Consider the following 12,371-nt stretch of genomic DNA (forward strand, 5'->3'; position numbering starts at 1 on the left):
TTCCCCCGCCGGACGGGGGAAGGGATCAGGTTGCCGTAACTGAAAAAAGGTCGTCTGAAAAACCTATTTCGAGCTTTTCGGATGACCTTGTTGGCAAATTCAAATAGAAAATATCTGCTTCGTCATTCCCGCGCAGGCAGGAATCTAGGTTTTGGAAGCTATGGAAATCTTTAAAAATTGCAGCGGCCTTTCAGAATCTGGATTCCCGCCTGTGCGGGAATGACGGCGGTTGAGGAGTTGGCTGTTTCGTCCGACAGAAAAGAAACATAACGAAATATTTAAGAAACAGTAACGGCAGTATTTAGTAATCTGCCCCCTCTCCCGTCTGGCGGGAGAGGGCTGGAGAGAGGGTGGCTCTTGCCCTTTATGCTGTATATCCGCAAACCACCCCCATCCTAACCTTCCACCGCAGGACAGTGGAAGGGATCAGGTTGCTGTAACTGAAAAAGGTCGTCTGAAAAACTTATCTCAAGTTTTCAGACGACCTTGTGTTTTTGACGGATTTGACGACGGTAATTTAGAACGTAACTGCTTCAGCCAAAATTTTACCCGCCAAGTCTTTGGGCGACAGGTTGGGTTCGCTTTGCAACGGCCATTTGATGCCGACGGTCAGGTCGTTCCAAATCAGCGAATGTTCGGCTTTCGGGTTGTAATAGTCCGTGCATTTATAAACGAATTCGGCTTCATCGCTCAAAACGTAAAAGCCGTGTGCGAAACCTTCGGGTACCCATAGCTGGCGTTTGTTTTCCGCCGATAGGATTTCGCCCGCCCATTTGCCGAAAGTCGGCGAGTCTTTGCGCATATCGACGGCAACGTCGAACACTTCGCCGACAACGACGCGGACGAGTTTGCCTTGCGTGTTTTCGGTTTGGTAATGCAGGCCGCGCAATACGCCTTTGCCTGATTTGGAATGGTTTTCCTGTACGAAGGTGCGGTCGCAGACGTTGGCCTTAAACCATTCGTCGCGGAAGGTTTCCATAAAGAAGCCACGTGCATCGCCGAAGACTTGGGGTTCTAAAAGTTTGACGTCGGGTAGGGTGGTATCGATGATTTTCATGAAGTATTCTCAAGTATGGGACAGGTCGTCTGAAAACGGACGGGATGTTACAAACAAGCCATTTCGTTTTCCATTTGCTGTTCTAAGGTTTCGCGGCGGCGGATAAGCCGGTATTCGCTACCGTCCACCAAGACTTCCGCCGCCCGGTTGCGCGCGTTGTAATTGCTTGCCATGCTGGCGCCGTATGCGCCTGTGCTGCGGATAACCAGCAAATCGCCTTCTTCGCAGGCAAGGGTGCGGTCTTTGCCGAGGAAGTCGCCGGTTTCACAAATCGGGCCGACGATGTTGGCAGTCAGCGGCGGGATGTTTTTTGGTTCTACCGCTTCGATATGGTGATAGGCATCATAGAGGGCGGGGCGCATGAGGTCGTTCATGGCGGCATCGACCATGACAAAGTTTTTTTCTTCGCCGTGTTTGACGAACTCGACGCGCGTCAGCAGCGAGCCTGCGTTGCCGACCAAGCTGCGGCCGGGTTCGAGGATGAGCTTCAGACGACGTGTGCCGATCAGTTTTTGAACTGCTTGGGCATACGCGCCCAAATCGGGGACGGTTTCGTCTTGATAAACGATGCCGACGCCGCCGCCTAAGTCCAAATGTTCTAAAACGATGCCTTCATCCGCCAACTGATCCACCAAAATCAAAATACGCTCGCAGGCTTCGATGAGCGGGCTTAAGTCGGTCAGTTGCGAACCGATGTGGCAGTCGATGCCGATGATTTTGAGGTGGCTTTGGCGGGCGGCGTGGCGGTAGGCTTCGAGCGCGTCGGCGTAGGCGATGCCGAATTTGTTGGCTTTCAGGCCTGTGGAGATGTAAGGATGGGTTTTGGCATCGACATCAGGGTTGACGCGCAGGGAGACGGACGCGGTTTTACCCAAGCGTTCGGCAACCTTTTGAATGCGGTCGATTTCGGGGATGCTTTCCATATTGAAGCATTTCACGCCGGCATGAAGCGCGAACTCGATTTCCGCCTCGCTTTTGCCCACGCCTGAAAATATGGTTTTCGCCGCGTCGCCGCCTGCCGCCAAAACACGCGCCAATTCGCCGCCGGAGACGATGTCGAAACCGCTGCCCAACGAGGCGAAGTGTTTGATGATGCTCAGATTGCCGTTTGCCTTGACGGCGTAGCAGACAAGCGGGGAAAGCGCGGCAAACGCGGTTTGGTAATTTTCAAATGCTTCAGTCAGTGCGGATTGGCTGTACACATAAAGCGGCGTGCCGAATTCTTCGGCAAGGCGGGAGTAAGGGACTTGTTCGCAATGCAGGGTCATGGTGGTAAGGTTTAATCGTTGGTTTGATTGGTAGGTTCTTTGGAAGAATGGACTTTTAAGCCGGTTTGGATCACGCCGAAACGCGCCTTGTCGCCTTCTTTGGGCAGGTAGAGGTCGCCTTTGTAACCGCAGGCTGAAAGCAGGAGGGCGGTTGCCGCAGCAAAAAATACGCCGTATTTCATCGGTAAACTTCCTTCATAAGCGCGAATGTGGCAAGATTCGGTATCTTAAACAAAAAACACACAAAAAGCCATGATGACCGAAAGCGAATTCATCCGCATGAGCGAAGAATTGTTCGAACACATCGAAGACCAAATCGACGAAAACGGCTGGGATTTCGACTGCCAGTTTGCCGGAAACGTCCTGACCATCGAAGCGGCGGACGGCACGCAAATCATCGTCAACCGCCACACGCCCAATCAGGAATTGTGGATTGCCGCAAAAAGCGGCGGCTACCATTTCGCCGAGCAAAACGGCAAATGGCTGGCAACGCGCGACGGACGGGATTTCTACGACGTTTTGAACGAAGCACTGAGCGCGGCTTCGGGCGAAGCGGTTGAGATTGCCGAATTGTAAGCCGAAAGGCAGACCATTCAGTAATACCAACGGAAAACAATCAGAAAGAAAATCGTCATGAAATATCTACCCCTTCTGTTACTTGCTGCCACAGCCCCCGCTTTTGCCGGTTCATCCAGCATCTACTTAAACAACGATTACCGACAGGTTTTCGCTACCCCAAGCGGCAATATCTTATGTGGTGGCGACAGCCAAAAGCGCACTAAGACCGGCAAACCCCGAACCAACGATTTGTATTGTTTTATCGGTCTGAATAAAGCTATGCCCAAACGCTGTAACCAACAAGGTGAAGGCTTGGATTTCACGCTGAATGCCAAAGGTAAAGCCACTATGAGCTGCGCGGGTTTCGAATTTGTCCCCTACAATGAAGGCTACGAAGAAACACGCGTACTGAAATACGGTGAAACCATTAGCGGTCAGGGTTGGAGCTGCCGCAGCGGAACATCAGGCTTAAGTTGTCAAAATAACGACGGCCACGGTTTTTCAATCAATCGTAAAGAATACCGCCTGTTTTAATTGTTCGAGCTGTTTCTGTCCTTGGCTGAAGGTCGTTTTCAGACGACCTTTATATGGTATTGAAGTTGGCGAAGCATGAACCAAACTTACAGACTTGGACGATGAATTGCTGGACAAAATCCTATCCCGAAAACCTACATAACCCGCAAAAAAGGATAATCCAATGCCCCTGTTAGACAGTTTCAAAGTCGACCACACCCGTATGCACGCCCCCGCCGTGCGTGTGGCGAAAACCATGACCACGCCCAAAGGCGACACCATTACCGTATTCGACCTGCGCTTTTGCGTGCCCAACAAAGAAATCCTCTCCGAAAAAGGCATCCACACGCTGGAGCATTTGTTCGCAGGCTTTATGCGCGACCACTTGAACGGCAACGGCGTCGAAATCATCGACATTTCCCCGATGGGCTGCCGCACCGGTTTCTACATGAGCCTCATCGGTACGCCCGACGAGCAGCAGGTCGCCGATGCATGGCTCGCTTCGATGCAGGATGTGGTCAATGTCAAAGACCAAAGCAAAATCCCCGAGTTGAACGAATACCAATGCGGCACCTATCTGATGCACTCGCTCGCCGAAGCGCAGGAAATCGCGCAAAACGTCCTGACGCGCAAAGTGGCGGTGAATAAAAACGAAGAGCTGACGCTGGATGAAAGTTTATTGAACGCTTAAACGATATGCTTTGAAAAAGGTCGTCTGAAAACGGGAAACCGGATTTCAGACGACCTTTTGTTTGGGCGCGTGATATTCCGCTGTCGGTTTGTTTAAGCAGAAAAATATATTTCAAAACTAAAAAATAAAATACGAGAACAAGATATAGTGGTTTAACTTTAAACCAGTACGGCGTTGCCTCGCCTTGCCGTACTATCTGTACTGTCTGCGGTTTCGTTGCCTTGTCCTGATTTAAATTTAATCCACTATAAATACGGGAAGTTCCTATAAGGTTATTCTACAATACACCTTTTATTCATTGCGTAAGGTCGTCTGAAATGACGGATTTGTCGAAAGGTCTGATTGCGGCGGCGTTGTCCAATATTTTGTTTGTTGTGTTGTTTTTATACGGAATTTGGATGAAGCCGATGACGGGGACGGAAGTCTTCGCTTGGCGTATGGTGGCGATGCTGGCGGCTTTGTTCGTCCTGATGGGGATGGTGGGCGGCTGGCAGGCGGCAGACAGATTTATACGCGGCGTCGGCCGGGATTGGAAACGCTGGCTGTTGATTTTCCTGCCCACCCCTGTTTTTGCGAGCCAGTTGTGGCTGTTTGTCTGGTCGCCCGTCAACGGGGAGGGTGTGAATGTGGCGATGGGCTATTTTCTGTTTCCGCTGGCTATGATGTTGTGCGGGCGGATTTGGTTTAAAGAACGCCTCAACCGACTGCAAACGGCGGCAGTCATGCTGGCGTGCGCCGGCGTGGCGTGGGAATGGCTGCGGATGGGTGCGTTTTCGTGGGCGACGGTGTGGGTGTTCGGCACTTATCCTGTGTATTACCTGCTGCGGCGAAGGTTGGGCGTGCCGCCTTTGGTCGGATTGACGTTGGATTTGATGGTGATTGCGCCGTGCGCGCTGGTGTATATCGTATTTTTTACGGATACGTTAGGTTTGATTGCCGATATGCCCGTATTGGCGGGGTTGGGGGTATTGCTGGGGATAAACAGCGCGATAGCCATGCATTTGAACCTGAAGGCAAATCAATTATTGCCGGTCGCTGTCTTCGGCATGATGAGTTATTTGGAGCCTGTTTTGCTGTTTGCCGTATCGGTAACGTTTTTGGGCGAACCTTTGCAGCCCGGGGCTTTAATCAGCTATGGTTTGATTTGGTCGGGGTTGTGCCTGATGATGGCAAACGGGTGGATGAAGGCAAGACAGAAAGCGGTTGATGAAAGATAAAGGACAATAAAAGGTCGTCTGAAAACTTGGAAACGGGTTTCAGACGACCTTTTTATTTTTAAATCAAGATGGAGGATTACCAGTTTTGTACGATTTGGGTTGCTTCGTTCAGCCGCTCTACCGTTCCGACATCCAACCAAAGACCGTTGTGTTTTTGCGCGTCAACCTTTCCTTCGTTCATTGCTTGGCGCAGGAGGGGGGCGAGTTTGGCCGGATGGTGCGGCGGTGTATCGCGGAAGAGTTCGGGGCGGTAAACGCCTACGCCGCTGAAAGTCAAGGCTTCGCCTGCTGATTTGTCTGAAGAGGCTAAGCCGTTGGCAAGCAGGGCGAAGTCTCCGTCGGGATTGTGCGGCGGGTTGTCAACCAGCCATAGGCAGGCGAGTTTGTCTGAATACGTCAATGCTTCGGCGGCCTGTCGGGCTTTGGAAAAGTCGATGTCGGTCAGTACGTCGCCATTGACAACGAGGAATGGTGCGTCGCCAAGCAGGGACAGGGCAGTGGCAATGCCGCCTGCGGTTTCCAAGCCGCCTGCTTTTTCAGGGGAATAGGCGATGCGTACGCCGTATTGCGAGCCGTCTCCAAGCGTGGTTTCGATTTGTTCGCCGAGCCAGGCGTGATTGATGACGATTTCGGTAAAGCCTGCGGTTTTCAGATGACGTAAGTGCCAGCCGATTAAGGGTTCGCTGCCGACTTGAAGCAGGGGTTTGGGGGTATGGTCGGTCAGCGGGCGCATCCGTTCGCCGCGTCCCGCGGCAAGTATCATTGCTTTCATAGGGGAGATGGATAAGTTTGGATAATGAAATGATGGGCAGTCCGTCGGAATTGGGGAGGCTGATTCAAGGTCGTCTGAAAATGAAATCTGATGGTTTCAGACGACCTTGCGAGCTTGGGGAGCTTTATTCCAAAGATTTGAATTGCCGTCGGAAATATAATAAAGCCGGAGGATGTGTGCCGGAATTTTTGATTTCGTTGATTTCAACGTAAAAGATAAAATGCGTCCCGATTTCGTGTTGTGAAACGATACGTCCGTGCAGATGCGCCAGTGCGTCTTCGACTTCAAGTTGCCCGGTTTTGCCCCTGTTCCAAATATGGTAGGCAAAGCGTTCTTCAGGGGAAAGCCCGGTCAGGCCGGCAAAGTGTTCTGCGATGTCCTGTTGGCTTTCGGACAGGGTATTGATGCACAAGTCGCGGTTGGTCTGAAGAATCGGAATAATTGCCGCCTTGCGGTTGATGCAGAGCATAATGGTCGGCGGTTCGTCGGTAACAGGGGTAACGGCAGTCATGGTAATACCGTAACGGCCGGATTCTCCATCGGTCGTGATGACGTGTACGCCTGCGGCGCAGGATGCCATGGCATCCCTGAACGGATGCTTGAGTGTGTGTGCCGAATCTGTCATTCGTCGTGCTTTTTATTTCAGGTGCTGTTCGATTTTCGACAGCGCCGTCAGCAGCTCTTTGAGTTCGAGCATTTTTTCTTTGGAAAGCACTTGCTCAATGGCATCGTAACGTTCGTCCACTTGCGCGCCGATGGATTCGAAAAGTTTTTCTCCTTCGTTTGTCAGCTTCAAATAGACGCGGCGTTGGTCGTTGGACGGCTTCAGACGCACGACGAGGCCTGCTTTTTCCAAGCGGGTCAAAATGCCGGTCAGGCTGGGGCGCAGGATGCATGCTTGATTGGCAAGGTCTTGAAAGTCCAATGTGCCGTTTTCGGCAAGCAGGCGGATGATTCGCCATTGCTGGTCGGTGATATTGGCTTGGTTCAAAATAGGACGGAATTGGGTCATCAACGCTTCCCGCGCTTGAATCAGGCCGATGTTAATAGACGCATGTTTGGATTGGTTGGGCATGAGGGGTCTCCGTTGTTACCGATAAACAAACCTTTGAAGCGTGGAGGCAGATTTGTAAAGGCTGTATTGTCATTATAAGAGCCCTGTGAAAGCGGCGGATGCGTGGGAGCAAAGTATCAAACCAAAAATCAGATAACATTCCGTAAGTTTGTTTTGATAGTAATGTTCCGTATTTTCTTATGTTTGTATATTAGTCTATTTTTGACATAACCTCAACAAAATCATCAGTTGCGCTGGCAAGGGGCGGTTTATTTTTTCAATAAACGAATATTTACTTCGCAGGGTCATGTACTACGCAGGATTTGAGTTCTTTATATATTAAAGGATTTAACAGGATAGCATTAATAGAACAGATCCGATATGAAAATTCTGGTGCGCAATCCCCAATAAGTGTTGATTCCTGAGGTAAAGTGAACCATTTTTCCGTTTTTAATCAGGATAATGCTCGGGGTAACGGAAACTTTCCATTTTTGCGCCAAGCGTCCGTCGTTGTCATTGACCGTAGGAAAGTCGAGATGTTTTTCCGACATATAGGTACGGATATGCTCATCCGCACCGGAGTGCAGGGCAATACCGACAACAGGAATGCCGTCTTCGGCAAGCCGGGAAATAGTAGGCGAGGTATAGGCGCAGATATGGCACCAGTCTCCCCATACATAAAGGACGGCGGTACGGTTTGTACTAAGTAAGGCAGGTGTCAGCGTTTCTCCTGAAAGCAGGTGCAGCGGTTCGGACGACATTTGCACGGGCGGTTCGGGTTTGCGCCACCAATCAGCAACGGCCGATAAGAAGGCGAAAATGACTATTGCCTGTAAAAAGGATAAGGAGAGTGATTTGATGCGTGATGGCAGGCGTTTCATTTTTGAGGGATGAGGAGAGGAAAAAAGGGGATGATACTTTGTTTTGATGCAATATTTCATAAAATTACCTAATGGGTCGTCTGAAAAAACGGATGATGGGAAAGGTATAACTGGATTGATAAAACATTAATTACATCAAACTACATTTTTGATATAATTCGGGTCGCAAACCTTTATCCAACCGTAACAGAGGAAAAACCATGGGCATTAAAGTCGCCATTAACGGATATGGCCGCATCGGCCGCCAAGTATTACGCGCCATCTACGATTACAACCTGCAAGACCAACTTGAAGTCGTCGCTGTCAACGCCAGCGGCAGCCTCGAAACCAACGCCCATCTGACCAAATTCGATACCGTCCACGGCCGCTTTAATGCTGACATTTCCCACGATGCGACCCACCTCATCATCAACGGCCGCAAAATCCCGTTCTTCTCCACCCGCAACCCCGCCGAACTGCCCTGGCGCGATTTGAGCGTGGACTTGGTGATGGAATGCACCGGCTCGTTCACCAGCAAATCCAAAGCCAATGCCCATCTCGAAAGCGGCGCGAAAAAAGTGCTGATTTCCGCACCGGGCGAGGCTGATGTTGACGCGACCATCGTCTACGGTGTGAACGACGACGTGATTACCGACGACATGACCGTCATCTCCAATGCTTCCTGCACCACCAACTGCCTCGCCCCCGTCGCCAAAGTATTGAGCGAAAACATCGGCATCGTCAAAGGCGCGATGACCACCATCCACGCCCTGACCAACGACCAAACCGTGACCGACGTGCGCCACAAAGACTTGCGCCGCGCCCGCAGCGGTGTGGAAAACATGATTCCGACCAAAACCGGCGCGGCGAAAGCCGTCGGTTTGGTCTTGCCCGAATTGAAAGGCAAACTCGACGGCCTTGCCATCCGCGTGCCGACCGTCAATGTTTCATTGGTGGACTTGAGCTTCCAAGCCGCGCGCGATACGAGTGTCGAAGAAATCAATGCGCTGATGAAGGCCGCCTCAGAAGAAGGTCGTCTGAAAGGCGTGTTGGGCTACAACACGCTGCCGCTGGTGTCTATGGACTTTAACCACACCACCCAAGCCAGTACCTTTGACGCAACGCTGACCAAAGTAACCGACGGTAATATGGTTAAAGTGTTCGCCTGGTACGACAACGAGTGGGGCTTCAGCTGCCAAATGCTGAACACTGCCCGTCGTATGTTCGGTTTGGAAGTGCGCCCGTTTGAATAAAACGGATTGTCGAAGATGCCAAAAGGTCGTCTGAAAACCATGATTGGATTTTCAGACGACCTTTTTTATTTATCTGCTTGTTTTCGTTCCGGATTGAGCCAATGCCATTGCTCGCGCAATGTTTGTTCCAATGCTTTTTGTTTTTCTTTGGGATTGTTCAGTCCGTGGGTAATACGGTTGTAGTCAAGTGTAACGGACGGATTAGCGACATTGCCCCGTATTTTGATCGGTATGGGTTTGGCGGAAGGATTGAGTGTGTTACGGATAAGTAGGTTTTCGGATAGTTCTTGCGTATTCAGATCGGTGTAGCCGTTGCTGACTATGTGTAAATGTTCGGAAAACAATTCGGTATTGATGTGGTGGCTGATGCCCTTGTCTATTTCGCTATTGAGGGTAAAACGGTGGAAAGGGGTTTGAACATGCTCGCCGCTGGATTGTTGTGCGGAAATACCGTTTTTGAGGATGTTATTTATATCTATACCTTTCCATGCCCCATCCAAAATATTGAGGGTCAGCATCCCTTGTAGGGATTGGATAAGTTGTTTGCGGTTGTTACCCCGTGCTGTCAAATCGATGATGGCATCTCCGTTGCCGCTGAAGCTGTGAAAACCGAACAAATCTTGCAGCAATGGTCGGATTTGTACGTTTTGGGCATCTTGTTGGAGATGGTAGGTAGGCGGAGTTGTGTTTGCCATACTGATACCGCCTTCTGTCTGACCGCCGTAGAGACCCGCTTTAAAATGGCTTAGGGTGATATGTTCTTTGTCGGCATTCAGCAGGGTTTCAATATTGTCCAGTTGCAGGCCGGGTATTTGGATATTGCCGATTTTGATACTGGCATCAATTCTTGGGATTGGGCCGTTGTTGAGGATTGCAGGGTAGCCTGATCCGGAGTTTGCCTGTATATCATCCCAATAGGGGAGCAATGAGAGTTTTTGCAGGGCAATCCCGGCTTCCAAAAGAGGTGTTTGTTCTTCCGTTGGTTGATATTTGAAGACAAGAGCAAGGGGTTGGCGGTCGAATGTGCCTTTGAAATCCCCTTGCCAGTTTTCTTTGCCGTTCCAGTTAAATGAGCCGGTTAATTGGCTGATAAAGCGAGGATTGGGTAGGCGGTTGACCGTATCCTGCAATGTGGTCAGATTGATTGAAGATGATTGCAATCCTTTGTTTTGCTGCCACAGCAGAGGGCCTGTCAGGGTTAAATTGGTCTGATGGACGGCATTTTTGTTGCTGGCGTTGAATTCAAAGTTATCCAATGTGGCAACGCTGGTGCGGATGCTTGCTTTGTCGAGTTTGAATGAGCCGTTCCATTGGCTTTCCGGCTTGCCTGCTGTAAATGCACCATTGAGTGATGGAATATTCAATACATTGTTTTTCAAGGATAAATGGGGAATTTGCGCGGTCAGGTGAAAATTTTGGGTAGGATTATCCGTACGCAGACTGAGGTTGTCTGCTTGTAGGGAGTTGTTTTCAGACGACCACGTCCATGTGCCGCTTCCATCAGCGGACAGTTTGTTTTCTTTTTCAGCAATAGATGCTTCCCAAAGTAAATTGGGAATGTTCCATCCGGTTTCAGAGGCATTAAACACGCCGCTACCCTGCCATTGGATGGGTTGATTTGAGCGGCGCAGGCTGCCGTTGATTTTGAAGGGACGGCCGTCAGCCCCGTTGTTGCGGATGTTTAGATAAAAATTGTCGATAATATGTGTTTGCCCTGCGATGTTCATATGCAGAGAGCTGTTTTCTATAATCAAACGGTTTAAAGAAGTAGGGTGGGAAGGATGTAACAGGTCTTGCAGGTTCCATTTGCCGTCATCGGTGCGCGATAACACGGCATCTGCACCTGTAATAACCCATTTTTCGATGACCGGGTGATCGTTCCACAGGCTGCTCCAGCCCAAACCGATATGGGTCTCTTTGATATGTAAGGCAGTTTGATTGCTTTGAGGTTGGGTAATGGTAACGTTTTTTAGGGTAACGGTAGGACGGGGAAACCAGCTTCGGCGGATGTCGCTGCTGAAGCGGATATTCCGCCCCGTTCCGCTGAAGGCGTTTTGTACGGAAGCTTCGATTTGTTCGGGGGAAAATAGGGCATAAACCGATGCATACAGGGTGGCTGCGGTGCAAACGAGAAAGATGACCGCAGTTACGGCTGTTTTCAGCCAAAATTTTCCTGAATTAAGCAGAGGATTTTTCATGCGTAAAGGCAATAAGGTAACATGGCTGAAAGTATAACACATGACATTTGGGATGGTATGGATGGGGGATTAAGGGTAAATGTAAGGTGTGAGTGGTAGGCCTTGTGGTGGGACAGGTCGTTTGAAAGCAGTAACGCGTCAAGAGGTAAATCTTATCTTAATAATGTAGTGATAATTTTATGGATAAAATAAAGAAAAGTATCAAAAGTTCTGTGTAATTACTCTAAGACTTTATCAGTCATTGCAGCTGTTTGATTTAGATTTGGCTGTTTCCGATGCTGTATGCTGGTAGAAATCAGTATCAGAAGTATCAATATAGCCTGTAACTAATATTGAGTCCGTATGTGGCTACGGGTGTGAGGGATAGAAGCCTTTACGCGATATTGAAGGATTGGGTGGGTGAATCCTACTTCAGAGCAAAACGTATCTGGGGGAAAATCGGGTACAGTGTGAGTGAAAAACTATCGTTTTCAGAATATTGAAACGTTGGGGTAAGGTTTATGCCAAGATTGTTTCCATCCCTAATCACTCCTAATTCTAACCAAACACCCCCTTAATTCTCCCCGGATACCTGATAATGAGGCATCCGGGCCGCCTTTTAGGCAGCAACAGACATACTTAGCCTGTTGGCGGATTTCAACAGGTTCAAACACATCGCCTTCAGATGGCTTTACGCACTCACTTTGAGCAGCCTGAAATAGGCTGCCTGCGTGTAGCGGAATTTACGGTGCAGCGTACTAAAGCTTTGTTCAACCACATAACGAGTTTTCGATCAATATCGGTTACGCTTCATTTGAGCTTCCGTCTGCGGGTGGTTGCGGTGGTCTCGGAGGTAACGGGTTTTTTGACGATTCAGGTATTGTTCGATCGGGTGCCAATCAATCACCTGATCCACCTTCAATAGTGGGAAGCGGTCGATGTGTTTGGCAA

At 49.8% G+C, this 12,371-nt stretch carries 13 protein-coding genes and 2 pseudogenes; 5 read left to right on the forward strand and 10 right to left on the reverse strand.

Going from position 1 to position 12,371, the window contains the following annotated elements; all coding sequences use genetic code 11:
• Positions 1-517: 517 nt before the first annotated feature.
• Genes rfbC through lptM form a run of 3 tightly spaced genes read right to left on the reverse strand, consistent with a single transcriptional unit; the run spans position 518 to position 2,507 of the window.
• On the reverse strand, positions 518-1,057 hold the full coding sequence (gene rfbC / locus HMPREF2954_RS04650) for a dTDP-4-dehydrorhamnose 3,5-epimerase (protein WP_045074791.1): 540 nt from the start codon (positions 1,055-1,057) through the stop codon (positions 518-520).
• Positions 1,058-1,104: 47 nt separating this feature from the next.
• Positions 1,105-2,325, reverse strand: a complete 1,221-nt coding sequence (gene lysA, locus HMPREF2954_RS04655; RefSeq protein WP_045074792.1) for a diaminopimelate decarboxylase — start codon at positions 2,323-2,325, stop codon at positions 1,105-1,107.
• Positions 2,326-2,336: 11 nt separating this feature from the next.
• The gene (gene lptM, locus HMPREF2954_RS04660; protein WP_003745044.1) at positions 2,337-2,507 is read right to left on the reverse strand and encodes an LPS translocon maturation chaperone LptM; all 171 of its coding nucleotides are present in this window, start codon (positions 2,505-2,507) and stop codon (positions 2,337-2,339) included.
• A 70-nt stretch (positions 2,508-2,577) separates the two neighbouring features.
• Between lptM and cyaY the strand changes: the two genes are divergently transcribed.
• The 3 genes from cyaY (at position 2,578) to luxS (ending at position 4,087) form a co-directional block, all read left to right on the forward strand.
• Positions 2,578-2,901, forward strand: a complete 324-nt coding sequence (gene cyaY, locus HMPREF2954_RS04665) for an iron donor protein CyaY (protein WP_003755648.1) — start codon at positions 2,578-2,580, stop codon at positions 2,899-2,901.
• Between the two features lie 57 nt (positions 2,902-2,958).
• On the forward strand, positions 2,959-3,417 hold the full coding sequence (locus tag HMPREF2954_RS04670; protein ID WP_003755647.1) for a DUF6636 domain-containing protein: 459 nt from the start codon (positions 2,959-2,961) through the stop codon (positions 3,415-3,417).
• A 163-nt stretch (positions 3,418-3,580) separates the two neighbouring features.
• Complete coding sequence (luxS, locus tag HMPREF2954_RS04675) at positions 3,581-4,087, forward strand: S-ribosylhomocysteine lyase (RefSeq protein ID WP_003745039.1); 507 nt, start codon at positions 3,581-3,583, stop codon at positions 4,085-4,087.
• Between the two features lie 136 nt (positions 4,088-4,223).
• Here luxS and HMPREF2954_RS12900 read toward each other — a convergent pair.
• Positions 4,224-4,337: pseudogene (locus HMPREF2954_RS12900) on the reverse strand (IS5/IS1182 family transposase); the annotation flags it as partial.
• Positions 4,338-4,404: 67 nt separating this feature from the next.
• Here HMPREF2954_RS12900 and rarD point away from each other — a divergent pair.
• A complete protein-coding gene (rarD, locus tag HMPREF2954_RS04680; RefSeq protein WP_070689024.1) occupies positions 4,405-5,304 on the forward strand; it encodes an EamA family transporter RarD in 900 nt (299 codons plus the stop codon).
• Between the two features lie 76 nt (positions 5,305-5,380).
• Here the strand turns inward: rarD and murU are convergent, their stop codons facing one another.
• The 4 genes from murU to HMPREF2954_RS04700 all read right to left on the reverse strand — a co-directional run bounded on the left by murU (position 5,381) and on the right by HMPREF2954_RS04700 (position 8,011).
• Entirely contained in the window at positions 5,381-6,076 is a 696-nt protein-coding gene (gene murU / locus HMPREF2954_RS04685; protein ID WP_045074794.1) for an N-acetylmuramate alpha-1-phosphate uridylyltransferase MurU, read from the reverse strand.
• Between the two features lie 124 nt (positions 6,077-6,200).
• Positions 6,201-6,701, reverse strand: coding sequence for a 4-hydroxyphenylacetate 3-monooxygenase, reductase component (gene hpaC, locus HMPREF2954_RS04690; RefSeq protein ID WP_039407724.1), 501 nt, complete (start codon positions 6,699-6,701; stop codon positions 6,201-6,203).
• A gap of 12 nt (positions 6,702-6,713) precedes the next feature.
• The gene (gene hpaR, locus HMPREF2954_RS04695) at positions 6,714-7,151 is read right to left on the reverse strand and encodes a homoprotocatechuate degradation operon regulator HpaR (protein ID WP_003743527.1); all 438 of its coding nucleotides are present in this window, start codon (positions 7,149-7,151) and stop codon (positions 6,714-6,716) included.
• A 341-nt stretch (positions 7,152-7,492) separates the two neighbouring features.
• The gene (locus tag HMPREF2954_RS04700; protein WP_045074829.1) at positions 7,493-8,011 is read right to left on the reverse strand and encodes a protein disulfide oxidoreductase; all 519 of its coding nucleotides are present in this window, start codon (positions 8,009-8,011) and stop codon (positions 7,493-7,495) included.
• 200 nt (positions 8,012-8,211) lie between these two features.
• Between HMPREF2954_RS04700 and gap the strand changes: the two genes are divergently transcribed.
• Positions 8,212-9,243, forward strand: a complete 1,032-nt coding sequence (gene gap / locus HMPREF2954_RS04705) for a type I glyceraldehyde-3-phosphate dehydrogenase (protein ID WP_070689025.1) — start codon at positions 8,212-8,214, stop codon at positions 9,241-9,243.
• Positions 9,244-9,308: 65 nt separating this feature from the next.
• On the opposite strand, the gene HMPREF2954_RS04710 is transcribed toward gap, so the two are convergent.
• Together HMPREF2954_RS04710 and HMPREF2954_RS13225 are read right to left on the reverse strand one after the other, a co-directional pair.
• Entirely contained in the window at positions 9,309-11,441 is a 2,133-nt protein-coding gene (locus HMPREF2954_RS04710; protein ID WP_045074831.1) for an AsmA family protein, read from the reverse strand.
• 598 nt (positions 11,442-12,039) lie between these two features.
• Positions 12,040-12,261: pseudogene (locus HMPREF2954_RS13225) on the reverse strand (IS5/IS1182 family transposase); the annotation flags it as partial.
• Positions 12,262-12,371: the final 110 nt, after the last annotated feature.

Source organism: Neisseria sp. HMSC067H09, assembly GCF_001814135.1.
Classification (GTDB): domain Bacteria; phylum Pseudomonadota; class Gammaproteobacteria; order Burkholderiales; family Neisseriaceae; genus Neisseria.

Bases quoted from the DNA above. Each gene is read 5' to 3' on its own strand.
- rfbC (WP_045074791.1), bottom strand. From the start codon at position 1,057: ATGAAAATCATCGATACCACCCTACCCGACGTCAAACTTTTAGAACCC.
- lysA (WP_045074792.1), bottom strand. From the start codon at position 2,325: ATGACCCTGCATTGCGAACAAGTCCCTTACTCCCGCCTTGCCGAAGAA.
- lptM (WP_003745044.1), bottom strand. From the start codon at position 2,507: ATGAAATACGGCGTATTTTTTGCTGCGGCAACCGCCCTCCTGCTTTCA.
- cyaY (WP_003755648.1), top strand. From the start codon at position 2,578: ATGATGACCGAAAGCGAATTCATCCGCATGAGCGAAGAATTGTTCGAA.
- HMPREF2954_RS04670 (WP_003755647.1), top strand. From the start codon at position 2,959: ATGAAATATCTACCCCTTCTGTTACTTGCTGCCACAGCCCCCGCTTTT.
- luxS (WP_003745039.1), top strand. From the start codon at position 3,581: ATGCCCCTGTTAGACAGTTTCAAAGTCGACCACACCCGTATGCACGCC.
- rarD (WP_070689024.1), top strand. From the start codon at position 4,405: ATGACGGATTTGTCGAAAGGTCTGATTGCGGCGGCGTTGTCCAATATT.
- murU (WP_045074794.1), bottom strand. From the start codon at position 6,076: ATGAAAGCAATGATACTTGCCGCGGGACGCGGCGAACGGATGCGCCCG.
- hpaC (WP_039407724.1), bottom strand. From the start codon at position 6,701: ATGACAGATTCGGCACACACACTCAAGCATCCGTTCAGGGATGCCATG.
- hpaR (WP_003743527.1), bottom strand. From the start codon at position 7,151: ATGCCCAACCAATCCAAACATGCGTCTATTAACATCGGCCTGATTCAA.
- HMPREF2954_RS04700 (WP_045074829.1), bottom strand. From the start codon at position 8,011: ATGAAACGCCTGCCATCACGCATCAAATCACTCTCCTTATCCTTTTTA.
- gap (WP_070689025.1), top strand. From the start codon at position 8,212: ATGGGCATTAAAGTCGCCATTAACGGATATGGCCGCATCGGCCGCCAA.
- HMPREF2954_RS04710 (WP_045074831.1), bottom strand. From the start codon at position 11,441: ATGAAAAATCCTCTGCTTAATTCAGGAAAATTTTGGCTGAAAACAGCC.